This is a genomic window from Shimia sp. R9_2 (assembly GCF_017743735.1).
In the GTDB taxonomy this organism is placed as follows: domain Bacteria; phylum Pseudomonadota; class Alphaproteobacteria; order Rhodobacterales; family Rhodobacteraceae; genus Shimia.
This window is the reverse complement of record NZ_JAGHRO010000003.1, coordinates 297607-319172: the sequence shown is the minus strand read 5'-3', so window position 1 is coordinate 319172 and position 21566 is coordinate 297607. Positions and strand designations below refer to the sequence as shown.

The 21566-nt window shown below is 57.4% G+C and carries 22 protein-coding genes and 1 tRNA gene; 13 read left to right on the top strand and 10 right to left on the bottom strand.

Translation table 11 applies throughout. The features are described 5' to 3' along the window. Positions 1-224: 224 nt before the first annotated feature. Positions 225-314 (bottom strand) — tRNA-Ser (locus tag J7400_RS10165). Positions 315-535: 221 nt separating this feature from the next. Here J7400_RS10165 and J7400_RS10160 point away from each other — a divergent pair. The 8 genes from J7400_RS10160 (at position 536) to J7400_RS10125 (ending at position 7311) form a co-directional block, all read left to right on the top strand. Beyond that, on the top strand, positions 536-1408 hold the full coding sequence (locus tag J7400_RS10160) for a DUF2059 domain-containing protein (RefSeq protein WP_209062740.1): 873 nt from the start codon (positions 536-538) through the stop codon (positions 1406-1408). Between the two features lie 235 nt (positions 1409-1643). Further along, the gene (locus tag J7400_RS10155) at positions 1644-2249 is read left to right on the top strand and encodes a 50S ribosomal protein L21 (RefSeq protein WP_209062738.1); all 606 of its coding nucleotides are present in this window, start codon (positions 1644-1646) and stop codon (positions 2247-2249) included. Between the two features lie 23 nt (positions 2250-2272). Beyond that, positions 2273-2542 (top strand): 50S ribosomal protein L27, encoded by a 270-nt coding sequence (gene rpmA, locus J7400_RS10150; RefSeq protein ID WP_209062735.1) that lies wholly within the window; start codon positions 2273-2275, stop codon positions 2540-2542. 83 nt (positions 2543-2625) lie between these two features. Further along, entirely contained in the window at positions 2626-3219 is a 594-nt protein-coding gene (locus tag J7400_RS10145; protein ID WP_209062733.1) for a LysE family translocator, read from the top strand. A 14-nt stretch (positions 3220-3233) separates the two neighbouring features. Beyond that, positions 3234-3773 carry a GNAT family N-acetyltransferase gene (locus J7400_RS10140; protein ID WP_209062731.1) on the top strand — a complete coding sequence of 180 codons (540 nt, stop codon included), beginning with the start codon at positions 3234-3236 and terminating at the stop codon, positions 3771-3773. 55 nt (positions 3774-3828) lie between these two features. Then, the gene (obgE, locus tag J7400_RS10135) at positions 3829-4875 is read left to right on the top strand and encodes a GTPase ObgE (RefSeq protein WP_209062729.1); all 1047 of its coding nucleotides are present in this window, start codon (positions 3829-3831) and stop codon (positions 4873-4875) included. Next, positions 4863-5969, top strand: coding sequence for a glutamate 5-kinase (gene proB, locus J7400_RS10130; RefSeq protein WP_209062727.1), 1107 nt, complete (start codon positions 4863-4865; stop codon positions 5967-5969). Before obgE ends, proB begins: the two co-directional genes overlap by 13 nt. 76 nt (positions 5970-6045) lie before the next feature. Further along, on the top strand, positions 6046-7311 hold the full coding sequence (locus J7400_RS10125) for a glutamate-5-semialdehyde dehydrogenase (RefSeq protein WP_209062725.1): 1266 nt from the start codon (positions 6046-6048) through the stop codon (positions 7309-7311). A gap of 58 nt (positions 7312-7369) precedes the next feature. Here J7400_RS10125 and J7400_RS10120 read toward each other — a convergent pair whose 3' ends face one another. Further along, the gene (locus J7400_RS10120; protein ID WP_209062723.1) at positions 7370-7966 is read right to left on the bottom strand and encodes a histidine phosphotransferase family protein; all 597 of its coding nucleotides are present in this window, start codon (positions 7964-7966) and stop codon (positions 7370-7372) included. Between the two features lie 29 nt (positions 7967-7995). On the opposite strand from J7400_RS10120, the gene J7400_RS10115 reads away from it, so the two are divergent. From J7400_RS10115 to J7400_RS10105, 3 genes are all read left to right on the top strand, one after another. Then, on the top strand, positions 7996-8178 hold the full coding sequence (locus J7400_RS10115) for a DUF3553 domain-containing protein (RefSeq protein ID WP_209062721.1): 183 nt from the start codon (positions 7996-7998) through the stop codon (positions 8176-8178). 121 nt (positions 8179-8299) lie between these two features. Continuing rightward, complete coding sequence (locus J7400_RS10110) at positions 8300-9079, top strand: GNAT family N-acyltransferase (protein WP_209062719.1); 780 nt, start codon at positions 8300-8302, stop codon at positions 9077-9079. A gap of 29 nt (positions 9080-9108) precedes the next feature. Then, positions 9109-9894 (top strand): lysophospholipid acyltransferase family protein, encoded by a 786-nt coding sequence (locus J7400_RS10105; RefSeq protein WP_209063048.1) that lies wholly within the window; start codon positions 9109-9111, stop codon positions 9892-9894. 55 nt (positions 9895-9949) lie between these two features. Here J7400_RS10105 and J7400_RS10100 read toward each other — a convergent pair whose 3' ends face one another. Beyond that, positions 9950-10564: a glutathione S-transferase gene (locus J7400_RS10100; protein ID WP_209062718.1), complete on the bottom strand. Its 615-nt coding sequence runs from the start codon at positions 10562-10564 to the stop codon at positions 9950-9952. Positions 10565-10886: 322 nt separating this feature from the next. Between J7400_RS10100 and rpsB the strand changes: the two genes are divergently transcribed. Next, positions 10887-11657: a 30S ribosomal protein S2 gene (gene rpsB, locus J7400_RS10095; RefSeq protein ID WP_058240801.1), complete on the top strand. Its 771-nt coding sequence runs from the start codon at positions 10887-10889 to the stop codon at positions 11655-11657. 75 nt (positions 11658-11732) lie between these two features. Beyond that, entirely contained in the window at positions 11733-12608 is an 876-nt protein-coding gene (gene tsf / locus J7400_RS10090) for a translation elongation factor Ts (protein WP_209062716.1), read from the top strand. 225 nt (positions 12609-12833) lie between these two features. Here the strand turns inward: tsf and J7400_RS10085 are convergent, their stop codons facing one another. The 7 genes from J7400_RS10085 to pstC form a co-directional block, all read right to left on the bottom strand. Further along, positions 12834-14645 (bottom strand): methyl-accepting chemotaxis protein, encoded by a 1812-nt coding sequence (locus J7400_RS10085; protein ID WP_209062714.1) that lies wholly within the window; start codon positions 14643-14645, stop codon positions 12834-12836. 720 nt (positions 14646-15365) lie between these two features. After that, a complete protein-coding gene (locus J7400_RS10080) occupies positions 15366-16130 on the bottom strand; it encodes a LuxR family transcriptional regulator (protein ID WP_209062712.1) in 765 nt (254 codons plus the stop codon). A 310-nt stretch (positions 16131-16440) separates the two neighbouring features. Next, on the bottom strand, positions 16441-17130 hold the full coding sequence (gene phoB, locus J7400_RS10075; protein ID WP_209062710.1) for a phosphate regulon transcriptional regulator PhoB: 690 nt from the start codon (positions 17128-17130) through the stop codon (positions 16441-16443). A gap of 23 nt (positions 17131-17153) precedes the next feature. Further along, complete coding sequence (phoU, locus tag J7400_RS10070) at positions 17154-17849, bottom strand: phosphate signaling complex protein PhoU (protein ID WP_209062708.1); 696 nt, start codon at positions 17847-17849, stop codon at positions 17154-17156. Between the two features lie 12 nt (positions 17850-17861). Next, positions 17862-18659, bottom strand: coding sequence for a phosphate ABC transporter ATP-binding protein PstB (pstB, locus tag J7400_RS10065; protein WP_209062706.1), 798 nt, complete (start codon positions 18657-18659; stop codon positions 17862-17864). A 17-nt stretch (positions 18660-18676) separates the two neighbouring features. Beyond that, positions 18677-20032: a phosphate ABC transporter permease PstA gene (gene pstA, locus J7400_RS10060; RefSeq protein ID WP_209062703.1), complete on the bottom strand. Its 1356-nt coding sequence runs from the start codon at positions 20030-20032 to the stop codon at positions 18677-18679. Next, complete coding sequence (pstC, locus tag J7400_RS10055; protein WP_209062701.1) at positions 20029-21501, bottom strand: phosphate ABC transporter permease subunit PstC; 1473 nt, start codon at positions 21499-21501, stop codon at positions 20029-20031. The genes pstA and pstC overlap by 4 nt, the downstream gene beginning before the upstream one ends. Between the last annotated feature and the right edge of the window lie 65 nt (positions 21502-21566).

Below are 21566 nucleotides of genomic sequence, written 5' to 3'. Positions count from 1 at the left end.
TGGAGCCAGCCTTGCAAAGCCACGAGAAATTCAAGAAATAAACGTTTCTTTTCAAGATCTCATGACCCTTTTTTGAGAGGAAACCCAGGGCGCGCGAGAGCGTTGCCACTCACAAAAAGCAGACGCTGGTTAGTGCTGCAGACAACACGCACGAAAGTCACGTATAACTAGCCGAGTGACATCGAAGTTCAGTGTGGTTTTGAAGATTAGATCAAGGGAAGAAATGGCGGAGAGACAGGGATTCGAACCCTGGGTCCCCGTGAAGGGACAACGGTTTTCGAGACCGCCCCGTTCGACCACTCCGGCACCTCTCCGTCCGCATAGACCGTGGTCTTGGTGAGGGCGTCGTTTAATCACCTTTCGATTTCGGCGCAAGTGGGATTTGCATTGTTTTGCCCAAAGCCTTTCGATTGATTGTTGAGACATAACAAGACGTCGAAACGCTCAGAGCCTATCGACATCGCGGGCGTTTCAAATTCTCGTTGTGTTTCAACTTAATCTCGAAACGCCTTTGGAAATGAACTAGCTTAGAGCCATGAGTACACTCACCGCCCGTCTGGCCCCGTCCTCTGTCTTACTTCCGCGTCTGGCAACTGTTCTGCTTGCTGGTATTTTTGCGTGGTTCAGCGCTTTTGCCTCAACGGCGCAGGCCGCTGATCGTGCGCGGGTCGAGGCCTTCCTGCAGGTGACCGGTTTTGATGTGGCCATTGAATCCATTGCGCTGTCCGCTTCCTCAGCGCCGCTTCTGTTGGGGCTTGAAGAGGAAGATTTCGGGCTGCAATGGACCTCTCTAACCAAGGAGGTTTTTGACACAGCCTTCATGCACAACCGGGCGCTCGATATTCTGGAGGCAACGCTGGATGATGAGAGCCTTGCCCATGCTGCGGCCTTCTATGCCAGCGATCTTGGGCAACGTTTGGTCGAGGTCGAAAACGCCGCACATATGGGGGATGATGACGAAAAAGAGTTGATTGGCGGAGCTTTGCTGGCGGATCTTGAAGCCGCAGATGACCCGCGCGTGGATCTGTTTCGCCGCATGACCGTGGCAATTGACCCTGAAGATGTCGGCTCAGATGCCATTCTGGAGATCCAGGTGCGGTTTATTTTGGCGGCGTCTTACGCGGGTGTGATCGATCTGCGCACGGATGAGGACGGTTTGCGCGCGGCCTTGAGCGAAAATGCCGCGGAGATGGAGGAGGAGATCGCACTGGCGACCCTGCGCAATGCCGCCTATACCTATCAGGACTTCTCGCTTGAAGAGCTCGTCGAGTACACCGAAGCCTTGGAAGACCCGACCATGATGACGGTTTATGAGCTGATGAACGCGGTGCATTTCGAGGTCATGTCAAACCGCTTTCAGGCTTTGGCCGCTCGGATGGCGGATTTGCAGCCTGCACAAGAGCTTTGAAAGGCCGCCTCGGAGGGTGCAAAGCGCCTGCAATATAAGGCTTGACCCAGACCAAAATCCGACGCATAAGCGCGCCACCGGCGTGGAGTGTGCACTTTGCGCCGCGTTTTTGTTGTAACACAGCCCCAACAAGGGGCGCGCTGTTCGAGGCGGCATCGTCGAAAGACAAAGCCACAAACGCCAAACCCGCAAGGGGGAGGGGCCACAGGACGCGATCAGATCGAAGGAATAGGACATGTTCGCAGTCCTGAAGACCGGCGGCAAACAGTATAAAGTACAGGCAGGCGATGTCCTGCGTGTCGAAAAACTGGCTGCAGACGCTGGCGAAAAAATCCAATTCAACGACGTGCTGATGGTTGGCGGTGACAACACCGTTGTTGGCGCACCTTTCGTTGAAGGCGCAGCCGTGCAGGCAGACGTGATCGACCAGATCAAAGGCGAAAAGCTGGTCAAATTCGTGAAGCGTCGTCGTAAGCACAGCTCCAAGCGCACCGTGGGCCACCGTCAGAAACTGACTCTGGTTCGCATCACCGACATTCTCGCGTCCGGCGCAGACAAGTCTGGTGTAAAAGCGGCAGTGGGCGCAGGCTCCGTTGCAGCACCTGCAGAAGCCAAACCAGCCAAGAAAGCGGCGAAGGCAGAAGCAAAAGCAGAGGCACCTGCCGCTGCAGCAGCTGATGACCTGACCGCAATCAACGGTGTAGGCCCGGCAGCAGCGAAAAAGCTGGCAGATGCAGGCATCACCTCTTTTGCACAGCTCGCAGCAGTTGACGTAGACAGCTTTGACGCTGTTAAAGTGAAGCCTGAGTGGGTTGCACAAGCAGCCGAACTGGCGAAGTAAGCGAAGTATAGGAGACTAACGATATGGCACATAAAAAAGCTGGTGGTAGTTCCCGTAACGGTCGCGACTCCGCGGGTCGTCGTCTTGGCGTGAAAAAATACGGTGGCGAAAACGTGATCCCAGGCAACATCATCGTGCGTCAGCGCGGCACCAAGATGTGGCCAGGTGAAGGCGTTGGCATGGGCAAAGATCACACCATCTTTGCAACTGTTGACGGCAACGTGAAGTTCCACAAAGGCCTCAAAGGCCGCACCTTTATTTCGGTCCTGCCAGTGGCGGAGGCCGCAGAGTAAGCCGACCTTAAGGGTAATGAGACATTTAAGGGACCGGCGAAACAGCCGGTCCCTTTTTCGTTTGATGAGGTTCAGTCAGAAAGATGAGCGTCGCAGTGATCAGTCTTGGCGTCTTTGCCGCAAGCCAGGTGGGTACACCTGGGCCTGCGAATATGGCGCTATTGGCCACAGGTGCGCGCTTTGGTTTTCGCGCCGCTTTGCCTTTTGTGGCGGGTGTGGCCTTGGGCAAACAGTTGATCATCTGGCCCATCGGCTTTGGTCTGATGGAGCTGGCCGAAACGGTGCCCGGCCTTTTTGCCGGGCTGAAATGGGCAAGTGCAGCCTATATTTGCTGGCTGGCTTGGAAAGTGGCGCACCTGCGCCTCTCTGCTGATAAGGATGCGGTGACCAAAGCACCCGGTTTTGCCGCCGGTCTGCTGGTGCATCCGCTCAACCCCAAAGCCTGGGCGATGATCGTCGCAGGCTTCACAAATTTTGTAACACCTTCGACACCGGCGTTGCAGGCCACGGCGACCATCGCCATCTGTCTTTTGGCGGCGCAAGCCGTTTTTCATCCGATCTGGACCTATGCAGGGGACCGGATCGCTCAAACCGTCGCCGGAAAACCCGCCGAACGTTATTTGATGCGCACTTTTGCCGCGCTCACTGTGGCCTCTGTGCTTTACGTAGTTCTTTGAGGAGGAGAACAGGCATGAAACTGGATACTATCGTCAACCAGCCTGTGATCGAAACCGAACGCTTTGTGCTGCGCCCGCTGCGCCGCTCCGATCAGGGTCTGATCGAGATGCACACCGCAGACCGCGAGCTGGCGCGCATGACCACAAGCATTGCGCATCCGGTGCCGCCCGGCGCGACCGAAGCCTTTATCACGCGCGCCCAATCTGAAGGCCGCGTGGAAGATGTCTGGGCCATTGATGGCAGCTCTGATCAGCAGCCCGAGGTCATGGGCCTCATCGGTCTGACACGTGTTGACGAAGGTCAGGTTGAGATCAGCTATTGGATTGGCAAAGCCTTCTGGAACACCGGTCTGGCCTCTGAAGCCGTGCGGCTCTTGATTGCGGCCAACCCGCTGAACAGCAGCACCATCTTTGCCAGCGTCTTTCAGGACAACCCGGCTTCGGCACGTGTGCTGACCAACTGTGGTTTCCAGTATCTGGGTGACGCGGAAAGCTTTTCTTTGGCACGCAACGCCAATGTGCCCACTTGGACCTACAGTCTGAAACTGGATTGAGCCTTGCCGTCAGGCAGGGTATGAGCGCAGAACGCGCCGCAAAAGGACAAATGTTATGAAATTCCTCGACCTTGCCAAAGTCTACATCCGCTCGGGTGGCGGCGGGGGTGGCTGTGTGTCCTTCCGACGCGAGAAATACATCGAATACGGCGGCCCCGATGGCGGGGACGGCGGTAACGGTGGTTATGTCTGGGCCGAGGCCGTGGACGGGCTGAACACGCTGATTGATTTCCGCTATCAGCAGCACTTCTTTGCCAAATCAGGCCAGCCCGGTATGGGCAACCAGCGCACCGGTAAATCCGGTGACGACATTGTGCTGCGGGTGCCTGTGGGCACCGAGATACTGGACGAGGATCAGGAAACCCTGATTGCCGACCTGACCGAAGTGGGCCAGCGCGTCCTGCTCGCCAAAGGCGGCAACGGTGGTTTCGGTAACCTGCACTTCAAATCCTCGACAAACCAGGCGCCGCGCCGTGCCAACCCCGGCCAGCCGGGGGTGGAGCGCACCATCTGGCTGCGCCTGAAGCTGATCGCGGATGTGGGCCTGCTGGGTCTGCCAAACGCCGGCAAATCGACCTTCCTTGCGGCGACCTCCAATGCGCGGCCCAAGATCGCGGATTACCCGTTCACGACGCTACACCCGAACCTTGGGGTTGTGGGAGTTGATGGCGTGGAATTTGTGGTGGCGGATATTCCCGGCCTGATCGAAGGGGCCAGTGAGGGCAGGGGACTTGGCGATCTTTTCCTTGGCCACGTGGAGCGCTGCGCCGTGCTTCTGCATCTGGTGGATGGGACCTCTGGCACCTTGCTGGAGGATTACAAAACCATCGTGCAGGAAATCACCAACTACGCTGATATCCTCGCGGACAAACCCCGTGTGACCGTGCTCAACAAGATCGACTCGCTGGATTCAGAAGAACGCGAGTTCCTCAAAGAAGAGCTTGAGGCCGTTGTTGGCGGCCCAGTGATACTGATGTCTGGCGCGAGCCACGAAGGCACCACCGAAGTCCTGCGCGCCCTGCGGGCGGAAATCGACGATGACCGCCTGCGTCAGAAAATCGAAGACACCGCTGACGAGGAAGAGGCACCGTGGCAACCCTGAAGACTGCAAAACGGGTTGTTGTAAAAATCGGGTCAGCCCTGCTTGTTGACCGCAGCACCGGCCTGTTGAAAGCCGATTGGCTCAAGGCTCTGGCCGAAGATGTGGCGATGCTGAAGGCACGCGGCACCGATGTGGTGCTGGTGTCCTCAGGCTCCATTGCTTTGGGGCGCGGCGCACTTGGCCTGCCTGCCAGCGACCTGACGCTTGATCAGTCTCAGGCCGCCGCCGCCGTGGGCCAGATCCGCCTTGCACGTGCCTATGAAGAGGCGCTTGCGCCGCATGGCATCACCACCGCGCAGGTGCTTGTGACGCTGGAGGACAGCGCCAACCGTCGCCGTTATCTGAACTCACGCGCCACGCTGGATCAGTTGCTCACATTGGGTGTGGTGCCCATCGTGAATGAAAACGACACAGTGGCCACCGATGAAATCCGCTATGGCGACAATGACCGGCTTGCCGCTCAGATTGCGCTAACCACCGGCGCGGATCACCTGATCCTGCTCTCGGACGTGGATGGCTTCTATTCCGCCAATCCCATGACCGACCCAAGCGCCAAACGCTTTGAGGTGATCGAGACCATCACGCCCGAAATCGAAGATATGGCGGGCGAGGGGGTCTCTGGCCTCTCTAAAGGCGGCATGATCACCAAGCTCATGGCAGCCAAAACCGCCACCGCAGGTGGCTGCGCCATGGCCATCACCGAAGGCTCCGCCATCCGCCCCGTTCAGGCGCTTGAAAACGGTGCCAATGCCACATGGTTCACAGCCCAAGGCACACCACAGCTCGCCCGCAAGCGCTGGATCAACTCGATGAAACCCCAAGGTGCCTTGGTGGTGGATGCAGGCGCCGCGCGCGCGCTGGCGGCGGGCAAAAGCCTGCTGCCTGCCGGGGTCACCGCGGTCAACGGCGATTTCAGCCGGGGCGACCCGATCGAGATCACCGACAGCACCGGTCACCGTCTGGGGCAGGGACTTGCGGCCTACACCTCCAAGGATGCCGCCAAGATCAAAGGCCACCACAGCCGCGAAATCGAGGACATCCTTGGCTACCCAGGCCGCGCGGCCTTGATCCACCGCGACGACATGGCGCTTTAGCCTTCCTCTTGCTAAAAATATCCTCGCCGAAGGCGAAAAAAATCCAAACAAAGACCCTCAACAAAGGACAGATCTGATGAAAGACATCGCAGACATCCCCGCCCTGATGGCCCAGATTGGCGCGCAAGCCAAAGCGGCAAGCGCGGAGCTGGCCTTTGCCCCACCGGAGGTGAAACGCGCCGCGCTTGAGGCCGCCGCCGATGCGGTCTGGTCCCGTCGGGCTGAGATTATTGAGGCCAACGCCAAAGACCTCGAATTTGGTCGCAACAAAGGCCTGTCTGACGCGATGATGGATCGCCTGATGCTGGATGAAGACCGCATCGGCGGCATCGTCACTGGCCTGCGCACGGTTGCGGCACAGGATGATCCTGTCGGCGAAGTGCTCACCGAGTGGGACTTGCCTTCCGGCCTCAATATCCGCCGTGTGCGCACGCCCTTGGGTGTTGTGGGCGTGATCTATGAAAGCCGCCCCAACGTGACCGCTGACGCCGGCGCGCTTTGCCTGAAATCCGGCAACGCCGTGATCCTGCGTGGCGGCTCAGAGAGCTTTCACAGCTCCGGTGCCATCCACGCCTGTCTCGTAGAGGGCCTGAAATCTGCAGGTCTACCCGAGGCGGCGATCCAGTTGGTGCCCACCCGTGACCGCGCGGCGGTTCAGGAGCTGCTGACCATGGTCGATACGGTGGATGTGATTGTGCCACGTGGCGGCAAAGGCCTTGTGGGTCTTGTGCAGCGTGAAGCCCGCGTGCCGGTCTTCGCTCACTTGGAAGGCATCGTCCATATCTATGTGGATGCAGCAGCCGACGCGCAAAAGGCGATGGATGTGATCCTGAACGCAAAGACCCGCCGCACCGGTATCTGTGGGGCTGCGGAATGCCTGCTGATCAACGAAAGCCTTGTTGACACGCTTGGCACTGCGCTCATTCAGATGCTGCTTGATGCAGGTGTGCGCGTGCATGCGGATGAGACGCTAGCCAAGATCGCAGGCACCACAGTGGCCACGTCCGAGGATTGGGGCAAGGAGTATCTCGACATGGATATCGCCGCCAAAGTGGTTCCTGATGTTGATGGTGCCATTGCGCATATCCGCCAGTATGGTTCCAACCACACCGACTGTATCCTCACTGAGGATGACGCCACTGCCGCGCGTTTCTTTGAACGGTTGGACAGCGCCATCCTGATGCGCAACGCCTCCACGCAATTTGCCGATGGCGGCGAATTTGGCATGGGGGCGGAAATCGGCATCGCCACCGGCAAAATGCACGCCCGTGGTCCGGTGGGTGCGGCTCAGCTGACCAGCTTCAAATATCTGGTCGAAGGTGACGGCACCACGCGCGCCTGACACAGCGACGACACCTGAGAAAAAAGAAAGGCGCCGATCTCCGGCGCCTTTTTCGTGTTTAGAAGCGCACTTCCAAACTCATATCCGTCATGGACACGCTGAGCGGACGCCCAAGCAGCTTTGCGCCTTGAGGCAAAAGCCCAAACTGAACTTTTGCAGGCACCAACCCCGCAGGCACGTCGCCATGAGACACCGCCCCCCAAAGTTCCGTGTCCGCGCGCAGTTTTTCGCTTTCCGCCAGCAGGTACCAACCCGCGCCTTCGTTCGCGATGCTGATTGTGCCGCCAAAGGGCATGGAAGCCTCAAAACACATGAGGGTGAGGAAGGCGAGACGCAGCTCGGGCCGTGCCACAGGGCCTTCGACTTCCCAGAAGGTTTCCACCCGCGAGCTTGGTGCCAGATCCGCAAGGATGGACTGGATCTCCTGCGCGCCGACCATCTGCTCATCCCCCGGCTGACCAAAAGCCACCCGGAAGAGACGGATGCGGGCGTTGGCGTTTTTTACGCTGTCCTCGATCATCTCCATTTCCGGGCCTTTGGCGTCGCCTGTCAGCGAGAGCAATTCAAGCCCGTTGCCAATGGCACCGACCGGGCTGATCAGGTCGTGGCAAATCCGTGACCCTACCAATGCGGAGAAATCCGTATTATCTGACATCTGTATTCCTTTTAGAGACGAGTGGCCCAATGGACGATCTCAATGCCTTTCTTGAACCCGGAATGTTGGTGACCCATCCGGACCAACCTGACTGGGGGCTGGGGCAGGTGCAATCCAACATCGGCGGCAAAGTTACCGTCAATTTCCGAGACGCGGGCAAAGTTGTCATCGATGGAACGCGTATCATGTTGATGCCCGCATCAGAAACCTAATTTGGTTAACAAATTGTGCATGCGCATCTGAAAACGTCAACACGCCGACCCAACGACGCCGGTTGATTTTGCGCACATCCCTGCCTAAGAACCCTAAAAACAAAGAGGAAGCCTCATTCCCATGACTGCGCAGGCGCCTGATTTCGAAGTTAAAATTGTGAGCTCTGAGGCCGAATTAAAGGCCGCTCAACGCCTGCGGTATCGCGTTTTTGTGGAAGAGCTCGGCGCCGACGGGCCGATGGTGGATCACGAGGCCAAACTTGAGCAGGACCGCTTTGATGCGCATTTTGACCATCTGATCCTGATGGATCACGCGCGAGAGGCCGATCCCATCGATCAGGTGGTCGGTGTCTACCGTCTTCTTACTGATGAGAAAGCCCAAGAGATCGGACAGTTCTACTCGGAGGATGAATATGATCTCTCCACCTTGAAGGCCTCAGGCCGCCGCCTTCTGGAACTGGGTCGATCCTGCCTGCATCCAGACTACCGCGGCGGGGCGGCGATGTTTCATCTCTGGAATGCGCTGGCCGCCTATGTCGCCGCGCATGAAATCGAGGTGCTCTTTGGAGTCGCCAGTTTCCACGGCACCGATGTAACCGAACATGCGGCCGCGCTGTCCCTGCTGCACAGCCGGCATCTGGCCCCTGAAGACATCCGCACCCGCACACAGGCCGATGTGTTCCAACCGATGGACCTCATCCCCGAAGAGGAGATCGACCGCCGCGCGGCCATGCTGTCCGTGCCACCTCTGATCAAGGCCTATCTGCGTCTTGGCGGCTTTGTCGGGGAGGGGGCCTATCTCGACCATGCATTTAACACCACGGACGTCTGCCTGATCCTCGACACCGCTCGGATGAACGAGAAAAACCGCGCGCTATATACCAAGGAGCGTTCACTGTGAGCACCTGGGAAAGCGAAGACGGCTATCCAATGCTGCCCAAGCTTGGCGCCATGGGCATAGTGCGCGCCATCCTGCGTGGGCTTCCTTTGGCGCTCCTTGTTTTTGGCTGCCTCGCGCTCCTGCTTTTGCTGCGCCTGATCGAGCGGCCGCTCTTCGGCCTGCGCCGCCCATGGACGCCCTACATCACGCAATTTGTCTGCAGAAACGCCTTCCGTCTCTTGGGCATCCGCTTTTCAGTTTCCGGCACGCCAATCAAAGATCGCGGTGCTGTGGTGGCCAATCACTCCTCCTGGCTTGACATCTTTGCCCTCAACGCGCCGCAGCAGGTCTACTTCGTCTCCAAAGCTGAGGTGGCCAATTGGCCCGGCATCGGCTGGCTGGCCCGCGCCACGGGCACGCTGTTCATTCGACGCGACCGCCGCGAAGCACGGGCGCACAAAACCATGTTTGAGGATCGCCTGCTGGCCGGGCATCAGCTCCTGTTCTTCCCGGAAGGCACCAGCAGCGACAGCTTGCGGGTTTTGCCTTTCAAAACAACGCTGTTTGAGGCGTTCTTTGATCCCCGCCTGCGCGAGGAAATGCTGATCCAGCCTGTCACAGTGCATTACACGGCCCCCAAAGGGGCAGAGCCGCGGTTTTACGGCTGGTGGGGCGATATGGACTTTGGCCCACATCTTCTATCGACCTTGGCTGCTGCGCGGCAGGGGAATGTAGAGGTGGTCTATCATCCGCCCCTGAAGGTTTCAGACTTCGCCAACCGCAAAGCTCTGGCGCGGGCCGCTGAAGATCAGATCCGCGCCGGGCTTGGCCAGTAAATGTCGCCAATGGGGCGCTCTTGATCAGCTCAAAGCGTCCTACAGAAGCCTTTTGTCATCCGTTGTCACGCGCCACTGCGCGCTGAAACGCGGGCCGCGCCTCAATCGCCGCGACATAGGCCGCCAGCTTAGGGTAGGTCTCTGCCAATCCCAGACGATGGATCGCAGATTGCGCGGGGAACAGCATCATCACATCCACGGCAGACAGCTCATCCAGCACAAAATGACCTGACGGGCGGATCAGCCCCTCCATATAGTGAAAGTGGTTCTTGGTTTCTGACTGGATGCGCGGTTGCAGCGGCGCGGCGGCATCCCCCAAAGTGCTGGTATAAATCCCCAGCAACAAAGGCGTCATCGCGGAGCCTTCCGCGAAATGCATCAGCTGCAGATGTTCAAGGGAGGCCGCGACATCTGTGGCGGCCGGGATCATTTGCGGCGCGAATCTTTGGCACAGGATCTCGACAATCGCGGCAGACTCCGTGATCAGCTGCCCGTCGATTTCCAGCATCGGCGCTTTGCCCAGCGGGTGGATGTCTTTCAGCACTTCGGGTGCCAGAAAGGTCTCACTGTTCCGCTGATAGGCGCAAAGCTCGTACTCGACCCCTATTTCTTCCAGAAGCCACATGATCCGCAGGGAACGCGATCGGTTGAGGTGATAGAGTTTGATCATAAAACAGCTCCTTAGCTGAGTGGTCGCACAGGTCACGGCGCCGCCTACAGTCAGCGGCGCTTGCTGTGCAATCGTAAACCTATTAAGGATTTTGCCGTGCTGTGAGGTAAGGTCAACCCAAAGCAGCGGTGTTTTGCACCTTTTGCGGCCAAGTCTGCCACTCGGCCCTTGCATGATAGTAAAACCTGCTGTAGACGCGCGCCATTCAAACCCGCAGGCGGGGTTTGGGCTTGGGCAGGGGAGACATCCCTGTCGGTCCGCCGGTTGGAGCATCCGCTCTCACTTCTCCCCGCCAAGGCGTAAACCGGAAAAGGAAAATAGCATGGCTCTTCCCGAGTTCTCCATGCGTCAGCTGCTGGAAGCTGGCGTTCACTTTGGTCACCAAACACAGCGCTGGAACCCACGCATGGGCCCGTTCATCTACGGCTCCCGCAACGGCATCCACATCATGGACCTGACCCAGACCGTTCCTATGCTGGACCAGGCTCTGACAGCCGTTCGTGACACTGTTGCAAAGGGCGGCCGCGTTCTCTTCGTTGGCACCAAGCGTCAGGCCGCAGCGCCAATCGCAGATGCAGCAGAGAAATCCGCTCAGTACTTCATGAACCACCGCTGGCTCGGCGGCACGCTGACCAACTGGAAAACCGTTTCCCAGTCCATCAACCGTCTGAAAGAGATCGACGAGAAGCTGGCATCCGGCGCAGAAGGCCTGACCAAGAAAGAGCGTCTGGGCATCGAGCGCGACCAGGAGAAGCTGCAAGCGTCTCTCGGCGGTATCCGCGACATGGGCGGCGTTCCTGACCTGCTGTTCGTCATCGACGTGAAAAAAGAAGCACTGGCCATCGCCGAAGCCAACAAACTGGGCATCCCAGTTGTGGCTGTGGTTGACACCAACTGCTCCCCAGACGGCGTTGACTACATCATCCCAGGCAACGACGACGCCTCCCGCGCGATCTCCCTGTACTGTGACCTCGCAGCCCGCGCTGCTCTGGACGGCATGACCGCACAGCTGGGCGCCGCAGGTGTGGATCTGGGCGAATTCGAAGCTCCGGTTGAAGAAGCCGTGGCCGAAGAAGCCGCAGCAGACGCGTAAGCGACGTTACAAATCTGACATGGGGGCAGGGTACACCCGCCCCCACAATCCGAATTCTGACGAGGAGAGCCACAGATGGCGATCACAGCAGCAATGGTTAAAGAACTGCGCGAGATGACCGGCGCAGGCATGATGGACGCGAAAAAAGCGTTGACCGAAACCGATGGCGATCAGGAAGCAGCAATCGACTGGCTGCGCACCAAAGGCCTGGCAAAAGCGGCCAAGAAATCCGGCCGTACCGCAGCCGAAGGTCTGGTGGCTGTCACCGTTGAAGGTGGCAAAGGTGTTGCCGTCGAGGTGAACTCCGAAACCGACTTTGTTGGCAAAAACGCTGACTTCCAGTCCATGGTTGCCAAAATTGCTGGCGCAGCAATCAACGTTGCTGACGTTGACGCGCTGAAAGCAGCGGATCTGGGCGGTAAGACCGTTGAAGAAACCGTAACCGACGCTGTTGCCACCATCGGTGAGAACATGTCCGTGCGCCGCATGGCGTCCGTGGAAGGTGACGTTGTGACCTCTTATGTTCACAACCCAGCGACCGACGGCATGGGCAAAATCGGCGTTCTCGTGGCGCTGAAAGGCGGCGACGAAGCATTCGGCAAGCAGGTTGCCATGCACATCGCAGCGGCCAACCCGCAGGCCCTGGGCGAAGCAGACCTCGACCCAGCCATCGTTGAAAAAGAGAAAAACGTTCAGATCGAGATCGCACGTGAATCCGGCAAGCCGGAGCAGGTGATCGAGAAGATGATCGTGGGCCGCATGAAGAAATTCATGTCCGAAGTGACCCTGCTGGGCCAGAACTTCGTGATCAACCCAGACCTGACCGTTGAAGCAGCTGCCAAAGAAGCAGGTGCGGAAATCGTTGGCTACGTCCGCATGGAAGTGGGCGAAGGCATCGAGAAGAAAGAAGAAGACTTCGCAGCAGAAGTGGCGAAAGCCGCTCAGGGCTAAGCCCCTCTGAAGTCGAAAATTTTGAACGCCGCACACTGCAGAGTGTGCGGCGTTTTTTTGTATCCGAACGGCTCTGTTTTTCATCTACGGAGCGTTTAGGGGCAGGGGGCTGCATCTCTCCGGCTCTCATCCTAAAGGCCGCCATACGGCCTTCTCAGAAGGCCAGAATGCATAAGGGGACCCTGAAACAGGATCCCCTCACGTTGGTTCTACAATCTGCGTTGATCAGGCCGCGATGTGCTGCGCTTCCGTCTCAGTGACAACATCACCGTCAGCGGAGCCAACCGTCTCTTCGATCTCAAAGACGGACATCTGCTGGATCAACTCAACGGAGTTGTCTTCCAGCGTTGTACAGTGCTGCTGTGTCTGATCGACCATCGCAGTGTTCTGCTGCGTGACACGATCCAGCTGCGCAATACCGGTGTTGACCTCTGCAATCGTATTGGACTGCTGATCCACCACCTGCACAATCTCTCCGACCACATCGGAAATCCCGCCAACCTTGTCAGCGATGCTCTTCAGCTCTCCGCCCATGCGCGCCACCAGATCCACACCTTCAGACACCTGATCCGAGCTGACTGCGATCAGATCTTTGATCTCCTGCGCAGAGTCTGTGGATCTGAGCGCCAGTGAGCGCACTTCGGAGGCGACAACCGCGAACCCCCGTCCAGCTTCTCCGGCGCGGGCGGCTTCCACACCTGCATTCAGCGCCAATAGATTGGTTTGGAAAGAGATATCCTCGATCACCGCGATGATCGCCGAAATCTGGTTAGAGGAGGTCTCAATCTTGGTCATCGAATTCGCGGCCATAGAGACAATCTCGCCGCTTTGATCCGCCTCTTCCCGAGCTTCTGATACGATCTGCTCGACGTTGCGCGCGCTTTGTGCTGCAGACTTTGCACTGGCTGTCAGATCTTCCATGGCAGAGGTGGTTTCATCAAGCGTCGCCGACTGGCCTTCGGTACGTTGTGCCAACTCACGAGAAGCGCTCGCCAACTCAGAGGAGAAATGCTTCACGGTCGAGGAGTTTGCACGGATCGCAGCCAACAGGGAGTTCAGCTTCTCCGCTGAGGTGTTGAAGTCTTTACGCAGAGTGTCCATCGAGCCGGCAAAAGCCGTGTCCAGACGATAGGTCAAATCGCCCTTCGAAAGCTCCTTAAGTCCCTTGCCGAGTGCCTCAACAACGGTTTCGACCTGCTGAGCATTCTCGCGGATTTCCTCTTCCTTGCGCTGATTGTCCTCAAGCGCCTCACGCAGAGACGCCACCACGCGCGCCAGCGCACCAATCTCATCTTTTCTCTGGGCTAGGCTGTCGTCCGCGGTCACATCCCCATCCGCCATACGGCTCAGCAAAGCCTGCAGGTGCGCGATCGGGCGGGTGACAGAGCGGGTGACCGACAGCGCAGCAAAGGCGGACAAAACAACGGCTGACAAAAGAATGATCACCACATGCATGCCAAAGCTGTCCATTGCGGCTGTTACTTCCGTCCCGGCCGCTTGGTTCGCGGCTTCTTCAAAGTCGATGAACTCGTTGATCACCCCGAGCCAGGCAGAAAACAGAGGCGACACCACATAAAGCAGTTCTAGCGCCTGCGCTTGCTGCTGAGGGTCACCCGAATAGATCTTGGCGGCGATCTCGTCGACCAGTGGATTGGTCTTGGCCTGCACTTCAGCAATACGCGCGGCGATTTCGATTTCTTCGGGCTGCGCTTGCGTGCTGTCAGACAGAAGTTGGGTCAGCTGCACCTCGTTTTCCGCATAATCCGCAGCCAGTTTTTCGATCAGATCAATCTGCGCATCGCGTTCCGCTCCAGCAGGGATCAAGACAACATCGCGGATCGCAATGGCCCTGTCGTGTACGCTGCCGCGAAAGTTAATTGCATGACGTTGCTTCACAGAATTGATCTCGTTGATCTGCGCCAGCGTTTCGCGGGCTGCTTCAACCCTCCAAACGGCGACCATCGCGAGGCCAATCATGAGAACCAACATAAAACCAAACGTGACAAATAATCGTGTACCGATGGCTAGGTTGTTCATGTCTTCTCCATTTCCTATAGCCTGTCGCGATCGCCACAGAAGCCACCGCATGTCTTTTGGCGACACTCAGAAATTGGCGATAACGAACGGTTAAACGCGCAAAAGAGTTGATCAGGCGTTTGATGAGGGGAGGGCGTTTTGAGAGCCATCTCGCATAGGCGTAGCCTGAAGAAATGGCAGTGAAATTGCCTCAAAAACAAAGGCTTAAAAAAGAGAGGGCCAGCTCGAATGGCTCTTTACGTTACAACAAAGCCGTTGGATCACTTTATGCATTTAGGTGCAAAGGTCTGAGAGGCAAAAGGCCTTCCATCTCTCAGAATGCACGCGCAAGGTGATCGGCCTCGTCATACCTTAAACCCTAACAGTACAGCGCCTTGCCCACGTTGGTATGAAACCGAATCTTCTAAGCAGTCGATTCTCGGGAGTGCAAAAACTCCGCACCAAACAGAAAAGCGACGCCACCTAAAGATGACGCCGCCCTTTTTCAAGGCCTCCAAAACATGGGGATGGGGAGGCCACCGAAAAGTGTCAGCTCCTAGTTAAAATAAACCAAAGCTAACGTCCGGGTTGATACCGGTCGACCCAGAGAGCCTCGTAATTGCGAGGATCAGTGCCGATGTGTTCCAAGGCCAAAGCCACCACTCACGGAACAATTCGATAGTGCCAGTCTGACAAATAACCAACAAGTCAGGGATACCATACTAATGACCCTATCATGCGTCAGTTTTGCCCCTCTAGCAAGTAAATTTGACGCATAAATGACGCCTTTAGCAAAGCTTGCGCCGTTGTCTCTACATTCATGGCGTCTCTGGCGAGTCGCAAATGCTTCTCAACTGTCGCGGGAGTGCGCTCGATCAACAGGGCAATATCCTGAATAGTTTTGCCATCTCCGACCCATTCCAAAACTTCTCTTTGACGTTTTGTGAGTTCCCGTTCTGGGTTTTTGTAGGGCAGGGACTGGATCTTAAGATGTGCCACATTGTTGATCAGAGAGATCTCTCGACCTACAGATTTCCACAGCTTATCAACCTCTTCCTGAGACATGTCTGTGCGCGCACCCAGTGAAATCGCACCTTTGTGCCGTGACGAAACCGTCGGAAAACTAATAGTGTAGCCAGCGTTCAAACCGTAGCTTCTGTTGACCTTATAAACGCGCATCTGTTTTTCGGTCAGATTTCCAGCCGCAAAGGCGTTCTGAATGATGCTCCAGCTTTGTGCGCCAGCATTGTCCAGCGACCATTTCATCATAGGGCCGTCAAAATAGAGGCCTTCACCGATATACTTGTCGAGATAGTCGCGCTGGTGGTTGGACAGGATAAAGAAATCTTCCACATCACCCAGCGACATACCGCTGCGATAGTTGGTGTAGCCATAGATGATTTTGTCAAAACCATAGGTCGCCATTTTGGCGCAGTGCAATTCCCAGAGCGCCTCAAGGCTGGTCTGGTTCATCACCGTTTCAACATAATCCAAAGATTCGTCCATACGTGCATCCGTTTGGCAAGTAGACGAACAAGCGCCGGATCGGTCTACGGGCGCTCATTTCGGCAGAATTTCGAGTTTTCATCAGGACCGTTCATCCCCACGAACTAATCCTTAAGCTATAGTAAAGCCCAGTTATGTGTCCAGAGGTGGTTTCATGGTCGTTGGTGCGTCATAAAATTACATAATACCAATTATATGAAACGCAGATCACGTAGCCAAACTTAATCTAACATCCGAACTTCTCTTGATTCTCAACCGCATACAAGGCGCGCCTCAACGCGCCCTGCCTATCTAATGACACAAAAGAAAATCACCCAAGCGCGTAGCCTGCACCGCGCACTGTTCTCAGCGGATCTTCTCCGCCATGCACACAGAGCGCTTTACGCAACCGCCCGATATGCACATCCACCGTGCGGCTATCGACGTAGATGTCACGGCCCCAAACCCGATCCAGAAGCTGCTCCCGACTCCAGACCCGGCCCGGCTTCTCCATAAAGGTCGCAAGCAGCCGGAACTCGGTTGGCCCCAAACGCAGCGCTTCGTCAGAGCGCGTCACGCGATGGGTTTCCGCGTCCAGAATGATATCCTCATAGGTCAGCGTTTGGCCCACCGAGGATGGCCGCACACGGCGCAGCTGGTTGCGCACCCGCGCCATCAGCTCCATCACAGAGTATGGTTTGACCACATAATCATCCGCACCGGTTTCAAGCCCGCGGACACGGTCCACTTCTTCAGAGCGCGCAGACAGCATGATCACCGGAATGTCTTTGGTCTCCGCACGCGTTTTCAGACGCCGACAGATTTCGATGCCAGATGTGCCCGGCAGCATCCAGTCAAGCACGATAATATCCGGCAGCACTTCCTGAACCATCAGCAGTGCCGTATCGCCATCTGCGGCGGCCTCCACGTCAAAACCCTCTGCTTGAAGGTTGTAGCTCAGCACTTCGCGCTGCGCCGGCTCATCTTCTACAACGAGAACTGTGGGATGATCTTTTGCCATCTGCTTTGCCTCTCAAACCGCCGTCAGGCGTCCAGTCGGGTCGCCTTTGGGCGCGCTTCTTCCGGCATGGAGCCGGTCACCAGATAGATCACCTGTTCGGCAATCGCGGTCACATGGTCGCCCATGCGCTCGGTGTTTTTTGCCATGAAATGCAGGTGCATACAGGGCGTGATGTGGCGCGGATCTTCCATCATGAAGGTCAAGAATTCGCGGAACAGCGCATTGTACATCTGGTCGATGTTCTGATCGCGCTCCAGCACGTCCTGGGCCAATGCAACGTCGCGCTGGATAAAGGCATCCAGCACATCTTTGAGCATCAGCTGCACTTCCTGTGCCATCCGGCGCAGCGAGCTGTGCGCGCCTTCAACCTGCTCCATATGCACCAGAACCGCGGTGCGCTTGGCCATGTTTTTGGCATAGTCGCCAATGCGTTCCAGGTTGGAGGCGATTTTCATCACCGACAGCACAACCCGCAAATCCACAGCCGCTGGCGCACGCAGCGCAATCAGATTGGCGCATTGCTCGTTGATCAGATCCTCAAGCGCGTCCACCGCCTTGTCGCCTTTGCGCACTTCAGCTGCAAGCTCTTCGTCGCGGTTCTGCATGGAGGTGGCCGCATCACCGATCGCCGCCTCAACAAGGCCGCCCATTTTCATCACATGCGCCTGAATGCCCTCAAGGTCACGGTCAAAGGCAGAGGCAATATGTTGGTCGTTCATAATCCAGTCTCCTTAGCCGATCCGGCCAGTGATATAGCTTTCGGTGCGTTCGTCTTTTGGGTTGGTGAAGATCTGCGAGGTCTCCCCAAATTCCACCAGATTGCCCAGGTGGAAGAACGCGGTTTTTTGGCTGACGCGCGCGGCCTGCTGCATGGAGTGCGTCACGATCACCACGGAATACTGGTGGCGCAGCTCGTCAATCAGCTCTTCGACCTGTGCGGTTGCTATCGGGTCAAGCGCAGAACATGGCTCGTCCATCAGCAGCACTTCTGGCTCGGTTGCCACAGCGCGTGCGATGCACAGACGCTGCTGCTGACCACCGGACAAACCGGTGCCCGGCGCGTGCAGACGGTCTTTCACCTCATCCCAAATCGCACCACGGCGCAGGGATTTCTCAACGATATCATCGAGATCTGCCTTGTTCTTGGCGAGACCGTGGATGCGCGGGCCATAAGCGATGTTGTCATAGATCGACTTTGGGAACGGGTTCGGTTTCTGGAACACCATGCCGACCTTGGCGCGCAGCTGCACAGGATCGACGCGCTTGTCATAGATGTCTTCGCCATCAATAAGGATGTCGCCTTTCACGCGGCACACATCAATTGTGTCGTTCATCCGGTTGATACAACGCAGGAAAGTGGACTTGCCGCAACCGGACGGACCGATGAAGGCGGTCACAGCTTTGGCGTCGATATCGACGTTCACGTCTTTGATCGCATGGGTGTCGCCGTAATAGACCTGCACGTTACGGGCGGAAATTTTGGTTGAATTCTGGTCCACAGCGGCCCCCAGTTCAGCTTGATCGTACATGTGTTTCAATCCTTTGCTTACCAACGGCGCTCAAACCGGCGGCGCAGGATGACTGCGAGAGTGTTCATTGAGATGAGGAAGACCAACAGAATGATGATCCCGCCCCAGGCGCGTTCATAATAGGCCGGGTCAGCCCGTTTTGCCCATTCATAGATCTGCGCGGGCATCGCGGAATTCGGATCGAGCAGACCGCTGGCAATGCCGTCAGGCGCGTTCGAGGCAATGTATCCCACCATACCGATCAGCAGCAGAGGTGCGGTTTCCCCAAGCGCCTGCGCCAGACCAATGATGGTGCCGGTCAGGATGCCAGGCGCAGCCAGTGGCAGCACGTGGTGGAAGACCGATTGCATCTTGGAGGCCCCTACCCCCAGCGCTGCATCACGGATGCTTGGCGGCACGGATTTCAGCGACGCGCGGGTCGAGATGATGATGGTCGGCAAGGTCATCAGCGTCAGCACCAGCCCCCCTACCAGTGGCGCGGATTGCGGCAGGTGCATGAACTGGATGAAGACCGCCAGACCAAGGATACCGAACACGATGGAAGGCACCGCTGCGAGGTTGGAGATATTCACCTCGATCAGATCTGTCAGGCGGTTCTTAGGCGCAAATTCCTCAAGATAGATCGAAGCGGCCACGCCCAATGGCAGCGCCAGGAACAGCACCACAAACATCATGAAGAGCGAGCCCAGCATGGCGACACCGATACCCGCTTGCTCTGCGCGGCTTTCGGATGCATCCGCGCCGAAGATGAAGGCCGGGTTGAATGTTTTTGCGAGAACGCCCGCGTCCTGAAGCCCATCCACGATGTCGAGGTGCTCTGCGTCGATGTTCTTGTCACGCGCCAGATGTTCACGCTTCACGCGGTCCTTCAGATAGCCGTCAACGCGGCTGGAAGCGAGGAACTTGAACTCAACAGTCTGACCAATCAGCGCCGGATTGTCGATCACAGCCGCGCGCACCTGACCAGCTGCAGAGGCCGAAATCAGCGCCTTCATCTGTTTGGATTTGGTCAGCGGTGTTTCGATGCCCGCATCCTGCACAGATTTCAGAACCGCCTTTTGAATCAGCGGGTTATAGCCGAAGGTTGAAACCTTCTTGATGTCGTCAATGTTGCGGTTGCCCTTTTTGTCGAGCTTGGCTTCATCCAGATAGACCGGCACCGTGATGAAGGTCTGCTGGAAAGCGCCAATACCGCTTGTTACGATGGAAAACAGCAGCACGATCAGAAATAGGATGCCTGTCGAAATCGCCGCGACACCATAGGCGCGGAAGCGTTTCTCAGCGGCATTGCGCTTCTTGGTGCGCGCATCCACGGTCGTGAGCGAGCCGGACTGCGGCTTTGCGCCGCCTGTGGGAAGGCTTGCGTCGGTCATTCGTACTGCTCCCGATACTTACGGACGATGTAGAGGGCAAAGACGTTCAGCCCCAAAGTCAGAACAAAAAGTGAGATCCCTAGGGCAAAGGCCACCAGCGCCTCAGGGGAGGCAAAGTCGGAGTCTCCGGTCAACTGAGAGACGATCTTGGCGGTCACGGTGGTCATCGCCTCAAACGGGTTGAGGGATAGCCGTGCAGCGGCCCCTGCCCCCATCACCACAATCATGGTCTCGCCAATCGCGCGGCTTGCAGCCAGAAGGATCGCGCCGACGATGCCCGGCAATGCGGCTGGCAGGATCACCTGTTTGATGGTCTCAGACTGGGTTGCGCCCAGACCATAGGAGCCGTCACGCATCGCCTGAGGCACAGCATTGATGATGTCATCAGACAGCGAGCTCACAAATGGGATCAGCATGATGCCCATCGCAATACCAGCGGTCATCACCGCGCGACCGCCGCTCATCCAGCCCGCGCCATCTTCGCCAAACACGGAAACCAGTAGCGGCCCGATGGTCAGCAGAGCGAAGAGACCGTAAACGATGGTCGGGATACCCGCGAGGATCTCCAGCAGCGGCTTGGCAATGCCGCGCACACGTGGCGTGGCATATTCAGACAAGTATACCGCAGCGAACAGGCCAATCGGCACAGCCACCAGAAGCGCGATGATCGAAATATAGATCGTCCCCCACAGCAGTGGCAGGATGCCCAGCTTGGAGGCGCCACCACGGCCGGAGAAGCTTGGCGCCCATTCCAGTAGCGTGAAGAAGTCCGCCGCCGGATAGAGGCGGAAGAATTCGGCGGTGTTGAACACCAGCGACAGCACGATGCCAATGGTGGTGAGGATCGCGACAGAGGCCGCCGCCATCAGCAGCGCCAGAACGCCCTGCTCAACCACATTGCGCGCTTTGTAGTCCTTGTCGGCCTGACGCACGGCAAAGCCCGCGGCACCCAGCGAAACCAGAAGCACCAGTGCGGCCAAAATCAGGCTGCCGGTGTTGGTCATGGTGCGGTAGGCCTGTGCGGCCAGTAGAATTGGCTGGGTGATGGTGGAGGTCACAACCTGCCCCGCCTCTTTCAAGCTGGCGGTCAGCGCCTCAACATCGGCACCCGGATCGTTTGAGAGATCCTGAGAGATCACACCGGCGGCCACCGCGTTGTTCAGCCCGTCCGCGGTGCGGCGCACCTCGGCCATCACGAGGCCAATGCTGGAGCCTTCTTTGATCTCGGTTTCAGGGATCATACCGGAAATGCTGTTCTGGACGACAAGTGGCTGAGCAATCAGCCAAACGATCATCAACCCGAACGCGGGGGCCACGACTTTCATAAACACATTCCAGCCGTAGTAGTTCGGCAGGGAATGGAGATTTCGCGCGTCACCACCAGCGCTGCTCAACGCGCGCTGTCTCCCAAAAATAAAGCCGACGATGGATATCGCCAGCACAATCACACAGAGCCAAATTACAGGCATGGGTCCCCCAGTAGTCTTATTCCAAGACAAATTGGAAAAGAGGCGGCGACGGGCGCCGCCTCAAT